Source organism: Ancylomarina sp. 16SWW S1-10-2 (assembly GCF_009669305.1).
In the GTDB taxonomy this organism is placed as follows: Bacteria; Bacteroidota; Bacteroidia; order Bacteroidales; family Marinifilaceae; genus Ancylomarina.
In genome coordinates this window covers 61023-79930 of record NZ_SADB01000002.1, presented here as the reverse complement: position 1 = coordinate 79930, position 18908 = coordinate 61023, and the positions used below count along the sequence as shown (strand labels likewise).

Annotated in this window: 15 protein-coding genes; 9 read left to right on the top strand and 6 right to left on the bottom strand. The window is 32.4% G+C overall.

Going from position 1 to position 18908, the window contains the following annotated elements:
- Positions 1-13: 13 nt before the first annotated feature.
- The 3 genes from EMN46_RS02420 to EMN46_RS02410 form a co-directional block, all read right to left on the bottom strand.
- A complete protein-coding gene (locus EMN46_RS02420; protein ID WP_154199085.1) occupies positions 14-586 on the bottom strand; it encodes a pentapeptide repeat-containing protein in 573 nt (190 codons plus the stop codon).
- 113 nt (positions 587-699) lie between these two features.
- The gene (locus tag EMN46_RS02415; protein WP_154199084.1) at positions 700-1359 is read right to left on the bottom strand and encodes a redox-sensing transcriptional repressor Rex; all 660 of its coding nucleotides are present in this window, start codon (positions 1357-1359) and stop codon (positions 700-702) included.
- Positions 1360-1673: 314 nt separating this feature from the next.
- The gene (locus EMN46_RS02410) at positions 1674-2960 is read right to left on the bottom strand and encodes a folylpolyglutamate synthase/dihydrofolate synthase family protein (protein WP_154199083.1); all 1287 of its coding nucleotides are present in this window, start codon (positions 2958-2960) and stop codon (positions 1674-1676) included.
- A gap of 212 nt (positions 2961-3172) precedes the next feature.
- On the opposite strand from EMN46_RS02410, the gene EMN46_RS02405 reads away from it, so the two are divergent.
- The 5 genes from EMN46_RS02405 to EMN46_RS02385 all read left to right on the top strand — a co-directional run bounded on the left by EMN46_RS02405 (position 3173) and on the right by EMN46_RS02385 (position 8566).
- Positions 3173-4504 (top strand): PhoH family protein, encoded by a 1332-nt coding sequence (locus tag EMN46_RS02405; protein WP_154199082.1) that lies wholly within the window; start codon positions 3173-3175, stop codon positions 4502-4504.
- A 101-nt stretch (positions 4505-4605) separates the two neighbouring features.
- Positions 4606-5508, top strand: coding sequence for an exopolyphosphatase (locus EMN46_RS02400; RefSeq protein WP_154199081.1), 903 nt, complete (start codon positions 4606-4608; stop codon positions 5506-5508).
- Between the two features lie 280 nt (positions 5509-5788).
- The gene (locus EMN46_RS02395) at positions 5789-6586 is read left to right on the top strand and encodes an inositol monophosphatase family protein (protein ID WP_154199080.1); all 798 of its coding nucleotides are present in this window, start codon (positions 5789-5791) and stop codon (positions 6584-6586) included.
- A 28-nt stretch (positions 6587-6614) separates the two neighbouring features.
- Complete coding sequence (locus EMN46_RS02390) at positions 6615-7490, top strand: lysophospholipid acyltransferase family protein (RefSeq protein WP_154199079.1); 876 nt, start codon at positions 6615-6617, stop codon at positions 7488-7490.
- A 53-nt stretch (positions 7491-7543) separates the two neighbouring features.
- On the top strand, positions 7544-8566 hold the full coding sequence (locus EMN46_RS02385) for a glycosyltransferase family 2 protein (protein ID WP_154199078.1): 1023 nt from the start codon (positions 7544-7546) through the stop codon (positions 8564-8566).
- On the opposite strand, the gene sugE is transcribed toward EMN46_RS02385, so the two are convergent.
- The 3 genes from sugE to EMN46_RS02370 form a co-directional block, all read right to left on the bottom strand.
- The gene (gene sugE / locus EMN46_RS02380; protein ID WP_368667491.1) at positions 8563-8880 is read right to left on the bottom strand and encodes a quaternary ammonium compound efflux SMR transporter SugE; all 318 of its coding nucleotides are present in this window, start codon (positions 8878-8880) and stop codon (positions 8563-8565) included. The two genes, EMN46_RS02385 and sugE, sit on opposite strands and share 4 nt — an antisense overlap.
- 9 nt (positions 8881-8889) lie before the next feature.
- Positions 8890-10179, bottom strand: coding sequence for a UDP-N-acetylmuramoyl-tripeptide--D-alanyl-D-alanine ligase (murF, locus tag EMN46_RS02375; protein ID WP_154199076.1), 1290 nt, complete (start codon positions 10177-10179; stop codon positions 8890-8892).
- Between the two features lie 99 nt (positions 10180-10278).
- Positions 10279-11790, bottom strand: coding sequence for an SUMF1/EgtB/PvdO family nonheme iron enzyme (locus EMN46_RS02370; protein WP_154199221.1), 1512 nt, complete (start codon positions 11788-11790; stop codon positions 10279-10281).
- A gap of 549 nt (positions 11791-12339) precedes the next feature.
- Between EMN46_RS02370 and porU the strand changes: the two genes are divergently transcribed.
- The 4 genes from porU (at position 12340) to EMN46_RS02350 (ending at position 18377) form a co-directional block, all read left to right on the top strand.
- Positions 12340-16125 carry a type IX secretion system sortase PorU gene (porU, locus tag EMN46_RS02365; protein ID WP_154199075.1) on the top strand — a complete coding sequence of 1262 codons (3786 nt, stop codon included), beginning with the start codon at positions 12340-12342 and terminating at the stop codon, positions 16123-16125.
- Between the two features lie 59 nt (positions 16126-16184).
- Positions 16185-17357 (top strand): type IX secretion system outer membrane channel protein PorV, encoded by a 1173-nt coding sequence (porV, locus tag EMN46_RS02360; protein ID WP_154199074.1) that lies wholly within the window; start codon positions 16185-16187, stop codon positions 17355-17357.
- A 75-nt stretch (positions 17358-17432) separates the two neighbouring features.
- A complete protein-coding gene (ispF, locus tag EMN46_RS02355; RefSeq protein ID WP_154199073.1) occupies positions 17433-17912 on the top strand; it encodes a 2-C-methyl-D-erythritol 2,4-cyclodiphosphate synthase in 480 nt (159 codons plus the stop codon).
- Positions 17913-18017: 105 nt separating this feature from the next.
- A complete protein-coding gene (locus EMN46_RS02350) occupies positions 18018-18377 on the top strand; it encodes a CoA-binding protein (RefSeq protein WP_154199072.1) in 360 nt (119 codons plus the stop codon).
- Positions 18378-18908: the final 531 nt, after the last annotated feature.

The window sequence follows — 18908 nt, the reverse complement described above, 5'->3', positions numbered from 1 at the left end:
ATTTAATGGAGACTTACTGAATTTGAATGTCATACTTACTCAACAAGCCGGCAACATCGGGGAAAGAAAATTTGGCTTTTTTAATTTCATTAATTTCCGGATCGATGCTATAGTTGGTTGCTGTTCTTAAATCGGCTTTTTCGAGTATCGTATTTTCAAACATGGACCCACTAAGATCACAATTATCAAAAACCGACGACATTAAATCCGATTCTATAAAATCGACTTCTTGCAAACTACAATTTTTAAACTGTGTTGACTTCATTTTTAATTTATAAAAAGAAGATAAGTTTAGGTTTGATGCTTCAAAATGAAGGGATAGTAAAAAGGGATTACAATCGTTAAAATTCAAACCTAGTAACTTGCAATTAAGAAAACGAATGCCTTTTAATGCCGTATCATTTATTTTTGCCATACTAAAATCGCAATCCTTAAATTCACAATCAACAAAGTCTACATTCGAAAATTTAATGCCTGAAAAATTACAATTAATAAACTGACAATCTTCATATTCGCCTTTTTCAAAACCAACTTCATTAAAGTTAACCTTTTTAAAAACTTGGCTTTCAAAATACTTATCAGTCATAATTTTTAATTATATTTTTGGATTATTATATGGTTTTAAATGAATAGTCGAATTTAAACAAAAAAAAGAGGCAATTCGTTTTAAATGAATTGCCTCGTTTATATATTTAAATTCTAAATCGTCTTCTCCTTATCAGTGTAAATTTTATTAAAAATTATTGCAAGATTAGCATATAAAGACGTGTTTTGAACAACAATATCATCGGGCACTCTAATTCTAGCAGGCGTAAAATTCCAAATTGCCTTTACGCCCCATGCAACCATTAAATCAGCAACAGATTGTGCATATTCAGCAGGAACAGTAATAATACCAATAATAGCTTTCATTTCTTGAGCTAAATCACGAAACTGATCAATATGAAAGACTTCAATATCATTTATTTTTTTCCCTACCACATTTGGGGCTACATCAAAAGCTGCAACAATATCAAGTCCAAAATTCTCTAAACCATCATCATGTAAAAGTGCAGATCCCAAAGATCCGGCTCCCACAAGAAAAGCTTGATCCATGGCTGTAAAACCTAAAAAATCGGAAAGAATATCAACCATAGCTTTAACCTCATAACCAACACGAGTTTTACCTACAATACTGGTGTAAGACAAATCCTTGGTTACTTGAGTAGGATCAACATTCATATATTTTGCTATCTGAGTAGAAGAAACAAACTCTTGACCTTTCTTTAATAATCCTTCAGAGAAAGCTAAGTAGGCTGGCATTCTTCGTAAAGAAGGCTCAGGTACTGCAGATACAACTTTTCTTGAAATTTGAACCATATCTATTTCTTTAATACATCTTAAGTTAGAGAATAATTTCATCAGAAAAATAACCTGACAAAACATGTGAAAATGCATTCTACAACTGAGTAGACAATATAGCTTTTATACTAGACTAATAAACCATATTTACAGAACAAAAATAGGTGAATTTTTATTAAAGAAAAAAATCTGCATTTATTTAGTCTGATTACAAATTGAAATTTAACATCATTCGCAATTAGCGAATAATTAAATTTCTAAAAAATAGAATCTTATACATTAACAATATAATTCATTAGCAAACAAAAAAACATCCAAAATAACTAATTAAATCAAACAACTTCAGCAACTATAAATGTGCTACCACCAATAAAAATCATATCATCTTTACCTGCCTCCTTTTTGGAAGCACTTAGAGCTTCTGCAACCGATTCGTATGCTAATCCTCTTAAGTTGAACTGATCAGCCTTCTTTTTCAATAAATTTTCATTTAAAGCTCTAGGAATAGATGCCTTCGTAAAGTAATAACTTGCATCCTTTGGCAATAAACGAAGCACCTCATCAATATCTTTGTCATCAACCATACCAATTACTATATGTAGATGCTCAAATTGAAGTAAATCAAATTGCTTTATAATTTCCAAGAAACCGGCAACATTATGTCCTGTATCACAAATAATTTTAGGCTTATTTCCTAAACATTGCCAACGCCCAAGAAGTGAAGTCTGAGCAACAATTTTTGAAATGCCATCTTTAATTATTTCATCTGTTAAATTAAAACCTAATTGATTCAACTGATTTAAAGCCACCAAAGCGGTTCTAATATTCTTAACTTGATAAATTCCTAAAAGATCTGATTTTAAGGAAAGTTCATTACCAGACCCAAGGCTTTTGTAAATTAAATGACGAAAATTCTCATCTAAATGAGTTCCTAAAAGATCATATTCATCTTCAGCAAATAGAATTGGTGCAGAATGAGATTTTGCTTTTTCAATAAAAACAGCTTGAGATTCAGCTTGTTTTTCTCCAATAACAACAGGAATATTATTTTTAATGATTCCAGCTTTTTCTCCAGCAATAATGGGTAAAGAATTCCCCAACAGACCAACATGATCAAAACTAATATTAGTAATTATAGTTAAAAGAGGATCTATAATATTTGTTGAATCTAATCGTCCACCTAATCCGACTTCAATAACCGCAACATCAACTTTCTCTTTTGCAAAATGATCAAAGGCTAAAGCCACAGTCATCTCAAAAAATGATGGCGATAATTCTTCAAACTTCAGTTTATAAGATGCCACAAAATCGACAACAACATCTTCAGAAATCATTTCTCCATTAACCTTTACTCTCTCACGAAAATCTCTTAAATGCGGAGAAGTATACAAACCAACCTTATAACCAGCCGATTGCAAAACAGAAGCTAAAGCGTGTGATACAGAACCTTTACCATTTGTACCTGCAACATGAATACATTTATAATTTTGGTGAGGATGATTAAAATAAGCATCTAAAGCCAAAGTTGTATCCAAATTGGCTTTATACGCAGCCTTCCCTGTTCTTTGAAACATGGGTAATTGATTAAACAAATAGTTAATCGTTTCCTGATAATTCATAATTCATTTTTTTACGCTACAAAGCAAAAAAAAAATTACCAAATAATAAGCTCTTAGCTTGATTTTCATCTCTTTTTTACTAAATTTAGTAATATATAGTTAACAAGATATCATCCTGATATCAGCAAACTAAATAATTTATTTGCTTCAAAAATTTTGTCATTAGATATGAAATAGTAAACTGATTAATTAACCATCTAATACTCACACGTATGACTACAGGAAAAAAAATTTTCGTATTAGACACCAATGTTATTCTTCATGATTTTAATTCTATCTTTAAATTCGATGAACATGACGTTGTTATTCCTATCACTGTTCTTGAAGAATTAGATAAATTCAAGAAAGGAAATGATTTAATTAATTTTCATGCACGAGAATTCACTCGAGAACTTGATAAACTATCAGGCGATCTCCTTTTTAGCGACGGAGTTGCTCTAGGTAATGGTCGAGGAAAATTATTTATTGAAACAGGTAAAGAGTTCTCTAAAAAGATGAAGATGTCTTTTCAAGACAACATTCCTGACCACAGAATACTTGCAATCACAGAATTTATTAACAACGACAATCCCAATAAAACAACAATTTTAGTATCAAAAGATATTAACCTTCGAATGAAAGCAAAATCGTTAGGCATTACTGCTGAAGATTTTAAAAATGACCAGGTTAAAGACATTGATAACATGTTGAGTTTGGGTATACAAACTATTCCTAATTTTCCCGATGAAAAAATTGCAAAACTTTATCAAGGAGATGAAGGTTTCGACGAATCTGAATTAAACTTGGATTACAAACTTGAAGGACATCGATATTTTATTCTTAAAAACGATGCCACAAGTGCACTTGCTCATTTTAATCCTTTAGACAAAAAAATAAAACGTGTAGAAAAACCTAGTGCATACGGTATTTATCCACGTAATGAAGAACAAATATTCTCTATTGATGCCTTACTTGACCCAAATATCAGCCTAATTGCTTTAACTGGTACCGCAGGTACAGGAAAAACACTCTTGGCACTAGCTTCTGCTCTTCAGCTTTCGGAACAGTTCGATCAAATCTACTTAGCTCGACCTATTATAGCTCTAGCAAACAAAGATTTAGGATATCTTCCTGGTGATGCTAAGGAAAAAATTAGTCCTTACATGCTACCTCTTTTTGATAATTTAGCCGTTATCAAGAAAAAATTCAATATTCATAGTAAGCAATATCTATATGTCGATGAATTATTGAAAAATGAGAAACTACAAATTACACCATTAGCCTATATTAGAGGTCGTAGTTTATCAAATGCTTTCTTCATTGTTGACGAGGCTCAAAATTTAACGCCACACGAGATTAAAACAATTATTACCCGTGCAGGTGAAGGGACAAAAATGGTTTTCACAGGAGATATTGAACAAATAGATTCTCCATATTTGGATAAAAAGTCAAATGGACTAGCATATCTTGCGGATAAAATGAAAGATCAGAAAATTTTCGCACACATAAACCTTCTAAAAGGAGAACGAAGTTATTTAGCTGAATTAGCAAGTAAACTACTCTAAGAAATTATTATTGGATAATATAAAAAAATGGTTTAATTTGAATAAGCAAACCGAAACAGTTTAGAACAATGGTTTTAAACTGTTTCTAAATTTTAAGCTTTATGAAGATTATAAAATTTGCCGCTATAGATATTGGTTCAAATGCAATTCGTTTATTATTTACGAATGTGATTGAGAAGGATGGTGAATCATATTTGAAGAAATCTTCACTTATAAGAGTTCCTATTCGCTTAGGTGCTGATACATTTACCAACCAATTTATTTCACCAGAAAAGGAAGAAAAAATGGTGAATACGATGATTGCGTTCCGTAAACTAATGGACGTGCATGAGATTCAAGCTTATCGTGCTTGTGCCACCTCAGCAATGAGAGAAGCCAGTAACGGATATCAACTCATTGAAAGAATTAATAAAGTAGCCAATATTAAAATAGATATCATTTCTGGTAAAGAAGAAGCCAATATCATCTTCTCAAACAAGTTTACATCTATACTAGACCCCAATAAACATTATTTATATGTGGATGTTGGAGGTGGAAGTACCGAAATATCACTATTAACTGGTGGAAAGGCTCATTTTTCTTGTTCATTCAACGTGGGAACCATTAGGATATTGGAAAACTGTGTTCCTCCCAATGAATTCATTCGCATAAAAGAATGTTTACTTGATATTTGTTCATCAAAAGATAATATCGAAATTATTGGTTCTGGTGGAAACATCAACAAACTTTTTAAATACGCTAGCCCTAGAAATGAGCGTTACCTCACTTATCATGAGCTTAAAGACATTCATTCCTTATTCAGTAGCATATCATACGATGACCTTATGATTAAGTACAATATGAACCCTGATCGTGCTGATGTCATCATTCCTGCTGCTACAATCTTCTTAAGTATTATGGAATGGGCAAACTCAAATGTTATCCAAATACCAAAAATTGGTATTTCTGATGGTATTATTAATCAATTATACCAAAGGTACTCTGCTTCAAATATTCTAGTATAATAGATTCTTTTTTATAATTTTGCACCACACTTATAAAGGATGAAATAATTCATCTTTTAATGTCAATTTTTCATTTTGCACTCAATTATAAATACTTGTTTTTAATCATTTTGTTTACAAACTTATAGAATACAATCAGCAAAAGAAGAGAAATACTATTCGTGGAAAAAATGTTGTTTATCACACATTAAACTATGAATTACATTTCCTAGAATATCAAGTATTGGTCGCTCATTAAAATAAGGGATTCAAGACAGTTTAATACGAAGCCAAACTATTCATGATAGATTTAGAACTAATTTGCAGAGAAACTAGAAAAATAACTATTGAAGTTGGTGCTTTTATAAAAGCTCAACAAAATAAAATTAATTCTGATGTTATTGAAACTAAAGGCACACACGACTTTGTAACCTTTGTTGACAAAACTGCTGAAACTAAAATTATAGAAAGCTTAAAACCACTTATTCCTGAAGCGGGTTTTATAGCAGAAGAAGGCACAGAAACGCTTATAGGTTCAGTTTACAATTGGATTATTGATCCTTTAGATGGAACAACTAACTACATAAATGGATTTTCTCCTTTTGCAATAAGTATAGCTCTTAAAAGAGAAGATAAAATTGTTCTTGGTGTTGTCTATGAAATTAGTTTAAATGAATGTTTTTATTCCTGGGAAAATGCCCCAGCTTATCTAAATAATAAAACAATATCTGTTTCAAATACACCAACCCTAGAAACTAGTCTTGTGGGAACAGGTTTCCCTTATCGCAATTTCGACCGATTAGATAATTATATGGATTTACTTAAACACCTCTGCATAAACTCTCAAGGTGTTCGTCGACTAGGATCTGCAGCAACAGACTTATCTTACGTAGCATGTGGCCGTTTTGATGCATTTTATGAATATGCGCTTGAACCATGGGATGTCGCAGCTGGAGCTTTTATCGTTCAACAAGCTGGTGGTCATGTCTGTGATTTTCATAGTGGAGACAATTATATCTTCGGACAAGAAATAATCGCGAGTAATTCACTAAATTTCGCCGAAATTAAAGCTTGTATTCAAGAATTCATGCTAAAATAAACAATACACCCTCATTACAAATTTTCATATGCCTCATATTTTTTCATATATCTCTTACGTTTTCTTTCGTTTATTAAGTTTTCTTCCTTTACGAGTTCTTTATATTTTCTCTGATATTGTTTTCTTTATTATCTATAGAATTATAGGTTATAGAAAAGAAGTGGTTAACGAGAATCTCCAAAATTCGTTTCCCGAAAAATCATCTGAGGAAATCAGAAAAATACGTAAAGAATTCTATCACCATTTTTGTGATTTGTTTATTGAAACCATAAAACTATGGAACATTAGTGAAAAAGAGATTCTAAAGCGTTGCGTATTAAAGAATCCTGATTTTTTGGAACCATATAAAGCTCAAGGAAAAAGTATTATTGCCGTTACTGGTCATTATGCTAACTGGGAGTGGCTGTCTTCGTTAGCTCTACATAATGTTGGTGATTTTTTACCTATTTACAAACCTCTACACAATAAGGTTATTGATAAAATGTATATTAAAATTCGTGAAAAGCTTGGAGCTAAAACACTCGCTAAAAACGATACCTTACGTACAATGATCAGATACCGAAACCAAGGGAAATTTACTATCACAGCCTTTATTGGTGACCAAACTCCAAATAGAAAAAGTCTTCATTATTGGACAAATTTTCTAAACCAAGACACGCCTATACTACAAGGTGCTGAACGTATTGCAAAAAAATTAGATCAGGCTGTAATTTACTGCAAAATGACTAAACTTAAGCGTGGATACTATGAATATGAATTCATTCCAATTTCTGATAATCCAAAGGAAACAGAAGAAAATGAAATTACAGAACGACATACACGCTTGCTAGAGAATATCATAAACGAAAATCCATCATATTGGTTATGGTCACACAGAAGATGGAAACACAAGAAGAATTCATAGCTTAACAAATTCCATTTATATTTGATTCTTAAACAATATCAGAATAGGAAAACATGAATAAAATAGCAGTCGTAATTCTCAATTGGAATGGTAAAAAATTATTGGAACAATTTCTTCCATCAGTAACACAATTTTCAAATAGAGAATGGGCAGAAGTTATTGTGGCTGACAATGCATCTTCAGATGATTCCTTAGACTTTTTAAAAGCTGAATATCCATCACTAAAAACAATTGTTCTCGATAAAAATTATGGCTTTGCAGATGGTTACAACAAAGCTTTAGATCAGCTTGATCATGATTACTTTGTGCTTTTAAATTCGGATGTTGAAGTCAGTGAAAATTGGCTTGATCCAATTTATGATTTGTTCGAAAAGGAAAATGATATTGTAGCCGCTCAACCCAAGATTAAGGCTTACAATAACAAGTCTGAATTCGAATATGCTGGTGCCTCAGGCGGTTATATCGACCACCTAGGCTATCCTTTTTGTAGAGGTAGAGTATTTGATACTATGGAACCAGATACAGGACAATATGATCAACTTACCGATGTGATGTGGGCTAGCGGTGCAGCTCTTTTTATACGATCGGAAATTTATAAAAAAGTAGGTGGATTAGATGGTAACTTCTTCGCTCATATGGAAGAAATTGATCTTTGTTGGAGAATTAAAAATAGAGGTTTCCGGATTGTCTGTCATCCATCAAGTGTGGTTTACCATGTAGGCGGGGCAACTCTTTCGAAGTCTAGTTCCCGAAAATTACACCTCAATTTCAGGAATAATCTTTATATGCTTTATAAAAATTTACCTTCTGAAAAACTACTTCCCACAATGTTACTACGAATGATGTTGGATGGTGTTGCTGCTGTCAAGTTTCTTGTGAGTCTTGAATTCGACAATTTTATGGCCATACTAAAAGCTCATTTTTCATTCTATTCAAACCTAAGTAAAATGAGAGAAAAAAGGAGAATTTTAAATCCTTTAGTCTCAAAAGAAATTCATAAAGAAATATATAAGGGAAGCATTATATCAGATTACTTTATTCATTCTAAAAAGAAATTTTCTGACATCACCTTCTAGCTAGCGGTAAATTTTAATCCAATTATTGAAACCAATAATAAGAACAAAAAGAATATTCGGGCAAAATGAACACTCTCACCAAAGAGTAGAATACCTAATATAGCTGTCGCAAAAGCTCCAATTCCAGTCCAAACTGCATAAGCCGTTCCCACAGGTAAATTTCTAAGAGCTAAACCTAAAAGATAAAGACTAATACCCATAGCAATAATAGTAAACACGCTAGGCCACAATCGAGTAAAACCATGTGTATATTTTAAACCAATAGCCCAAGCCGCTTCAAAAAGTCCCGCAATCAATAAATAAATCCAAGCTATATTCATACCCTATAATTTTTCAATAACCTTTTCGAGCTTAATTCCCCTTGAGCCCTTAATTAAAATATACTTATTTTTTAAATTTAATTCCTCCAGATAAATAATTAGATCGTCAACTTTCTCAAAGGCTTTAAACTTATATATAGAACTCAAATTTGAAAAGATATGACCAACTAATAAAGTATCTGAAAGCTCCTTTTTATCTAACAAATCTAACAAATTAAGATGTTCCTTTTCCGACTCCTCTCCCAACTCCAACATGTCTCCTAAAATAAGAAACTTATTTTTCATTTTCATAGTTGCAAAATTCTCTATTGCAGCCGACATACTGGTTGGATTAGCATTATAGGCATCTATAAACAACACATTCTTCTCCGTTTTCATCAACTGAGAACGATTATTACTCGGAGTGTAAGCTTCTAAGGCCTCTTTTATTTGAATTTCATCAATATTAAAATATCGACCTAAGGTAACAGCGGCTAATACATTTTCGAAATTATAAGCTCCTACCAATTGTGTTTTAATGTATAATTTCCCTAAAATTGAACGTATTTCAATAATCAGTTTCGGTTCTGCCTGTATAAAACTTGCCTTAGAAAATACCTCTTCAGAATCACCATAGAAGACTGTCTTTTGCTTATTCAACATGCTTCGTAAATGCTCATTTTTACAATTAACAAACACTTTACCATCATTTTCAAACAAGTAATCATACAACTCTTTCTTCGTATTCTTTACACCTTCGAACGAACCAAAACCCTCAAGATGAGCTTTCCCAACATTGGTTATTAAACCATAATTTGGTTCAGCTATTTCGCACAACATCTTTATTTCACCAGGATGACTTGCTCCCATTTCAACAATTCCAAACTCAGTTTCAGAATTCATAGCCAATAGCGTCAACGGAACGCCAATATGATTATTAAAATTACCTTGAGTTGCTGAAGTTCTAAATTCCTTTTTTAAAACCGCATTAACTAGCTCCTTAGTTGTTGTTTTTCCATTAGTGCCCGTTATGGCAAGTATAGGCAGCTTAAGTGTTCTCCTATGCTCTCTTGATAAACTCTGCAAACAAGTTAAAACATCTTCAACTAGAATAAATCTATCATCTATAGCAAATTCCTTTTCATCTACTACAGCATAACGACAGCCATTTTCAAGTGTATTTAAAGCAAACTTGTTCCCATTAAAATTCTCACCTTTTAAAGCAAAGAAGATGGAATTAGCAACAACCTTTCTACTATCAGTAATTACAATAGGATACTTTTGAAATAGTGTATAAATCTCTGATATGTTCATAAAATAAGCTTGAAATTGAACTCGCAAATTTAAAAATAAATACAATAAAAAACCCCATCGTTTATCACGATGGGGTGAATTTTATATGAAAATATAAATCTATTCTCCTTCTATTGGTGATCCTACATGTGTCATTGCACAACGGAAACCTATATCATCTCGAGAACTCTTTTGATCTAAGAATCGACGAGCTCCTGGAGATAACCAGATTACTCTATCTTTCCATGATCCACCTTTGTATACACGAGCTTCATCATTAATTAGTGTATTATAAGTATTCCCGTCTTCTCCTTCTGCATTCAAATACATTAAAGAAGAACCTTTAGAACGAAGCTCATCGTTTGTCCAATCTGTATCAGAAACAATAGTTGAAGCTAAATCCCCATCTTTATTATTTCTATTATCTGCAGTCCTGTAGTTTACTCTATTTACTAACTCCTCATCTTTTTGAGAACGATAACGAATACGACCTAAACTATCTTTTTCTGCGATATTACCTTCTTCATCAAGTAAAGGTGTTTTGAAAACATTACCTCTATAAGGGTTGAATTCTGCTACATCGTAAGATGAAAGAGGACGATAAACATCCGCTACCCATTCATTTACATTACCTGCCATACAGTACAATCCATAATCATTAGGCCAATACGAATCTACAGCAACAGTTACGTCACCAGCATCGTTAAGTGCACCAGCAGAACCCATAAAATCACCTTTGCCTCTTGCAAAGTTAGCCATCATCTTTCCACGATATTTTTTAGTATCATTTCTTACCCAATGACCATTCCATGGATACATTCTTTTGTCTCCAATACGCTCTTCGACAGAATTACCAACAGTTGCTAAAGCAGCATATTCCCACTCTGCTTCAGATGGAAGCCTATATTTAGGTAATAAAATACCATCAGACCATCTTACTCGACGTTCTTCATTATCAGGATTTAAATCCTCAAGATTTGTTCCAACAACACCTTCGTATTGCCCCATTAAGTAAGCTTGTGTGTTGAAATTATTCTCATTACGTTGATCTGGGTTATCTTTCAAAATTCCCTTCTCAATTAATATTCTCTCATTAACACGATCGGTACGCCATTCACAATAATCAGAAGCTTGTTCCCAAGAAACACCAACAACTGGATATTCCGAATAAGCTTTATGACGCAAGTAGTTGTTCACATATGGCTCATTGTAAGCCAATTCTGATCGCCAAACCAAAGTATCTGGTAAAGCTTTTTTATAAACCTCTGGATAATCTACGAATACACGTTTTGTCCAATGTAAATATTCTCTGTAATCTACATTTCTTACCTCTGTCTTATCGATATAAAAAGATGGAAGCGTAATACGACGTGGCATATTATTCCACTCAGACATCACATCATCTTGAGTACGTCCAGAAACAAAAGATCCTCCTTCAATAAATACCAAACCGGGTCCTGTCTTTTGGGTATACCCTTTTGTATATTCAAACCCTCCGTTCTCGGGGTCATTATATGCCCAACCCGTACTTGATGAACGTTCTTCCTTACCTACAACGTTTTTAATCTTAGAACAAGATGAAAAAAGTAATAAAGCAATTGCGAAAACAGAAACTAATAAATTCGATTTCATATGATTAATTTTTCTTTTTACTCCTATATCTCCCATATAATAACGGGATTAAACACAATTTTATAAAAATATAATCTCTTTAATATGGCAAATACAGATCATCTAGTTAACAACACAAACACTTGTAACCTTCAAACCTATTAAACAGTTTAAGTATGAAAAATTGTAATTTACCGATTTTTTTTAACAAATAATAATTTGAAGAAAGGAAGTTCAAAACCACTTAAATTTATTCAATAGTTAAAGAAAATCGAAGTTTAATCAAAAAAATTACACCTTTCACCCAACAAATATAACTAAAACAAAGTAAAACTTATTGTATAGAATTTTACTTTTTTACACTTTTTATTCACTATTACCCATTTTACTTATAAAATTATCTAATATTCCAGTCTACAAGCTCCTAACAACAATAAAACTTAATTATTATTTTAGCAATAATTTATTACATCCTAGTCTTCATTATTTCTTCATATAAATTATGAATATCTTCACAGTCAACAATTCAATTATATTATTAATTACAAAACTAATTATTAAAACATAACAATGCGAAAGTTCCTTATAATTGCTTTATTCATCATTTCTCACACATCTTTTGCCCAGAATCAACAAGGGTTCGAGCTTAAATGGTCTACCACAGAGGTCTCTTATGATGGTAAAATAACAAAAGCACTAACTTTTGATGGAGCCAATATTGAAGAACGTTCTAACTATCTGCCTTACTTTTCTAAAAATATAAAAATTAATAATAGTTCCGAAAATTATTCAATAGTCTTAAATAATAACATATATGAAACACTTTCTCAGGAAGAATTAACCTTAATAGATCCTTCGCAAATCACTTCACAATTTGACTTCCAAATACAAAAAGCTGGTATTCGTAAACAAGCTTATCTACAAATTACTTTCCTTCCTATTAGGAAAAATCCATCGAATGGAAATATTGAAAAATTAAAAACATTCGAAATCAAGCTTATTCCACAAGGCATAAGACAAAATATTAAGCAAAATACAAAAGCAACTTACACAAACCAATCAGTATTGTCTACCGGAAAATGGGTAAAAATAAGCGTTGATACTACTGCCATTCATAAAATCACTTACAACCAACTTCTCGATATGGGCATAGATAATCCAGCCAATGTTCGTGTTTATGGAACTGGAGGAGGTGTGCTTTCAAAAATAAACGATGGCCTTACATTTGATGATCTCGTATTGAATCGTATTTATCTATACAAAGGAAGTGATGGCATATTTAATTCTGGTGATTTCATGCTTTTTTACGCTAAAGGACCACGCTCTTGGAAATACGATAAAGAAACCGACGAATTTGTTCACGAAAATCATCAATATAGTAATACATCTCATTATTTTCTGACTTCAGACAAAACAACTTCACCTCTCATTACGTCTGTTAATAATGAAGTCAACCCAAATATTACTGTCAATAATTATGATGCTTATAAAGTCGTTGATCTCGATAAAAAAAATCTACTTAAATCAGGACAATTATGGTTTGGACAAATATTTGACATCACAACATCTTATACGCTTCCATTTTATTTTCAAAACCTAAATAAGAATGAAAATATTAGTATCAACACCCATGTTGCAGGCCGATCCTCATCAGACTCAAAATTTATTATTAGCTCGGGTGATAAGAATATTGGTGAAATAAACATACCTGCTGTCAATACAAGTAGCTATACAGCTACCTATGCAGCCGAAAAAAGGGAACGTTACACTAATTTTAAATCAACCAACGATCAATTCAATATTAAAATCGAATATGAAAAAGGTTCTTCTTCTTCAATTGGTTGGTTAGACTATATGAGATTAAATGCCAGATGTCAACTTAAATTTGAAGGTAAACAATTAGCTTTTCGTGATAAAAACTCTGTAGGTATAGGAAATATTGCCAACTTTAAATTGGAGAACGCAAATTCGAATACAATTATTTGGGATGTAACAACGCCATCAGAAGTGAAACAAATTGCAGCTGAACTTGTTGGAAACACAGCAAATATCAATGTTGAACATAGCAAATTAAAAGAACTACTAGCCTTTGATTTAAACTCTAACTTTCCTAGTCCTAAGTTTGTTGAAACGGTCCAAAATCAAAATTTGCATGGTCTATCTTCTAGCAATTTAATCATAGTAAGCCATCCTGATTTTTTATCTTATGCAAATCAACTTGCTAATTTTCATAAAACAGAAGATCAACTCAAAGTTACATTAGTTAGTACAGAGAGTATTTATAATGAATTTTCATCAGGAACAGTAGATGTATCTGCAATTCGTAATTTTGTTAAAATGTTTTATGATAAAGCATCAACAATAGACGAAATGCCTAAATACCTTCTTCTTTTTGGAGATGGTTCTTATGATAATAAATTGATTAGCACAGATAATACTAATAAAATTCCAACATACCAGTCCACTTATTCACTAGCACCAACGTCGTCGTTTGTCACCGATGACTTCTTTGGCTTACTAGATGACAACGAAGGGGAAGCAACAGGATTAGTAGATATAGGTATTGGCCGTCTTCCAGTAAATACAACTGAAGAAGCTCAAATTGTCGTTTCAAAGATTCTCAACTATACTAAAGATAAAAATCTAGGACAATGGGAAACTTCTCTTTGTTTTATTGCTGATGATGAAGACAACAATATTCACATGAAACAGGCTAACAAATTAGCCATGCAAATTGAATCTAATTATCCTGAATACAGAACACATCGTATTTTTTTAGATAATTATAAACAAGAAACAAGTTCTGATGGCGATCGATATCCTGATGTTAACAGAACAATCGAAGATAATATAAATAAGGGATGCTTAATAGTAAACTATACAGGACATGGCAATGAGTATGGTTTAGCTCATGAAAAAATAATGATGTTTGATGATATTGATTCGTGGCAAAATGAAGAACGATTACCTCTATTTATGACCGCTACTTGCGAGTTTAGTCGATTCGATCAGTATGAGAAAACATCGGGAGGTGAACGAATTCTCCTTAGAGATAATGGAGGCGGAATTGGATTGTTCACAACAACTCGTTTGGTTTATTCAACGCCTAATTTCTATTTAAATCAGAATTTCTATAATTATGTATTCTCAACGGATGCTAATGGTGAAAATTTACGATTGGGAGCTATTATGAGATTGACAAAAAATGCAAGTGGTTCTAGTAATAACAAACGCAACTTCACGCTACTTGGAGATCCAGCTTTAAAGCTTAACTACGCAAAAGAAAATATTAAGAGCCTTAAACTAAACAATGTCAATATAAATGAATCAACTGATACACTTAAAGCGTATCAAAAAATCACAATTTCGGGACAAATTGAGGATAAAAATTCACAAAAACTAAATCAATTTAATGGAACATTGTACCCTACTGTATTTGATAAATTATCAAATAAAACAACTCTAGGTAATGATGAAGATCCCTTTGAATATCAAGAACAGAGCAACATTTTATATTCAGGAAAAGCAAGTATTAATAATGGTAATTTCAGCTATAGTTTTCTAGTGCCCAAAGATATCAACTCTGAATATGGGTATGGAAAAATCATTTATTACGCAAAAAATAATACCAATACAGCAAAAGGATATACCACTAATATTGTGGTTGGTGGATCCGATATTAATAATATAGATGATAAGATTGGTCCTGACATTGAGCTTTACATGAATAATGAACAGTTTGTGAACGGTGGTGCCACCAATGAATCTCCACTCCTCCTCGCATTAGTTCAAGATTCGAGTGGAATTAACACACTTGGAACTAATTCAACACACAATATTATTGCAACGATTGATCAAAACACAGACAAAACCATTGAGCTTAATGATCATTATCAAGCCGATATTGATAGTTATCAAAAAGGTCAGATTACTTATCAACTATCAAAACTTGAAGAAGGAGAACATCAACTTAATTTAAAAGTTTGGGATAACTTAAATAATCCCTCAGAAAGTGAGATTGATTTTCTTGTTGCTAAAGATTCAAAACTCGCAATAGAACATTTACTTAACTATCCTAACCCATTCACAACCAATACAGGTTTCTATTTCGAACATAATCAGGCAAGTGGCGAAATAGAAATCCTAATTCAAATATTAACGGTATCAGGTAAACTCGTAAAAACACTTGAAACATCTATGAACTCATCTGGTTTTAGAGTAGGTCCAATAAACTGGGATGGAAAAGATGATTTTGGAGATTCGATTGGTCGAGGCGTCTATTTCTACAGACTTAAATTAAGAACTGAGGATGGAAAAACAGCAACTAAATTTCAAAAATTAGTTATCCTCAAGTAATAAAAACATCGTTTTAAAGTTATTATAATATATTTGTAGCTAAAATTAATTTTAACTGTATGCATATCCTAAAAATTACAACAAAATGGGTGCTTTATATTCTCCCCCTTTTTGCTTTAATAAATAATTCTCTAGCTCAAGAAACGTCAGTAACAGGAGCCAATTATATTTCTACAGCTGTTCCTTTTTTATCTGTAGTTCCTGACTCTAGAGCCGGAGCGATGGGAAATAGTGGCGTTGCTACTAGTCCCGATCATAATTCCATGTTTTGGAATGCGGCAAAATATAGCTTTACTAAAAGTGAAGCAGGTATAAGCGCATCCTACACACCATGGTTAAGAGAAGTGATTGACGATATGAGTATATCCTATCTTTCAGGCTATTACAGTCTTGATAAAAACCAAACTATTGCTGCATCCTTTAGATATTTCTCTCTAGGAGAAATCTTCTTTCAGGAAAGAGCAGAAGATATTGCCCTAAAAAAGAACCCATACGAACTATCCTTCGATGTTGCTTATTCAAGAAAATTAGGTAAAGATTTTTCTGGAGCAATCGCATTCCGATATATATTTTCAGATATATCACAGGGAGGTTACAATAACGTATCTAAATCTGCCAGTGCATTTGCAGCCGATTTATCCGTTTACCATCGCAAAGAATATGGTTCATCACACAACCCATCCGTATGGTCGTGGGGAGTCAACATCTCTAATATTGGTTCTAAAATCAGTTATTCTGATGATAGCGAAAAAGAGTTTATTCCAACAAACCTAAGACTTGGATCAGCCTATAAACATCAGATTGATCAAAATAATTCAATCACAGTTTCATTGGACATGAATAAGTTACTTGTTCCTAGTTCTTCAGGAAGAAGTCTAGAGGATACTGATGACATTCAAACTTCAAATAAGAACGACAAGAGTGTTATGACAGGTATTTTTAATTCGTTCACCGATGCTTCAGGCGGAATGAGCGAAGAATTCAAAGAAATAACATGGAGCTTAGGATTCGAATATTGGTATCACAATCAATTTGCAATTCGTACTGGATATTTCTATGAAAATGAAGACAAAGGAAATCGTAAATTCTATACCGCTGGAGTTGGTGCAAAACTTAGCATGTTCGATATAGATTTCTCATACCTTATTCCGTCAAGTCAAAATAACCCACTACAAAATACCTTACGTGTTTCAATTTCGGCAAATCTCGATTTAAAATCGGACAGGAGATAAACTAAAAAATATATATCTTTAAAATCCTCATTCAAAGTGAGGATTTTTCATATAAATACATTTCAAAAAGAAAAGATGAAAATTAGAGTTGGATTTGGATACGATGTACACCAATTAGCAGAAGGAGAATCATTTTGGCTAGGAGGAATTAAGTTAGATCATTATAAAGGTAGTGTTGGTCATTCTGATGGTGATGTTTTAATACACGCTATTTGCGACGCTTTACTTGGTGCAGCCAATATGAGAGACATAGGCTATCATTTTCCTGACACGTCTGCAGAACTAAAAGGCATTGACAGTAAAATTCTACTCAAAAAAACCGTCGAAATAATTGCAACAAAAGGATTTACTATTGGCAATATCGATTCAACGATAGCTCTTCAAAAACCAAAAATTAATCCTCATATTCCAAGCATGCAAAAAACCTTAGCTAATGTTATGGGTATTGACATTGAAGATTTAGCCATAAAAGCTACAACTACAGAAAAATTAGGATTTGAAGGCACTGAAGATGGCGTATCGGCTTATGCGACTGTATTAATCGAAAAAATATAAAATTTTCTATTATTTAAAATCTAAATTTTAATAGTAAATTTAGAATATCGTATATGTATCGTATCTTCAATAAAAAACAAAATACAAACCTTTTAAGCTTACATTATGAAAACAACATTGGTTATTGGCGCTAGTACAAATAAGGAGCGCTATTCAAACAAATGCATTCGACTTTTAACCGAACACAAAATAAAGACCTTTGCTTTGGGTAATAGAGAAGGAAATGTATACACTATCGATATTGAAACAGGCTTTCCACATTTTGAAAACATTAATACAGTAGCCATATATCTTTCACCAAAAAATCAAGAAAAGTATATTGACTATTTAATTAGCTTAAAACCACAGCGAATTTTATTCCCTCCTGGAACAGAAAATCCTGAATTTGAGATTAAAGCTCAAGCACATGGTATTATGACTGAACAAGCTTGTCCTTTAGTCATGTTAAATATAGGAACATACTAAACGCTCTTATATCAGTAATTTACAAGGGCGGCTCAAGCTTTCGTCTAATTCTATTAAACTGATAGAGCGAGATCGCATAATAAATTCTTGTCCGTTTAAATAAATAATGAAACTAGGATTTGTATAAAAGCCTAACTGAGCAGCTAAATCAGGATGTATTGCTGTGCCTACTTGGCAAACCTGAATTTTGGGATACTTATCAATTTTGGTTTCAAAATCTCACAAACACCACAGTTGTGCTATGAGAAATAAAAAAAGAAATTTCTTCTTCTTTCATTTTTTCTATTTCATTTAAAGATTGAATTTGCATATAACTAATTTGTGAAACGAGAGATTTAACCCTCCTTTCCGAACAATTTATAAATACATTGTCATAAAAGTGCAGAAATGTAACAATTTAGCCGCATCAACACATTCTTAAAAAAGGGAAAGCACATATTCAAAAACAAAGATCCGTTCTGACAGCCTGTCATTACACCTACGTTTTTTGTCCATTTACCCTCGAGGGCATACATTTTGCTGAATATTTCA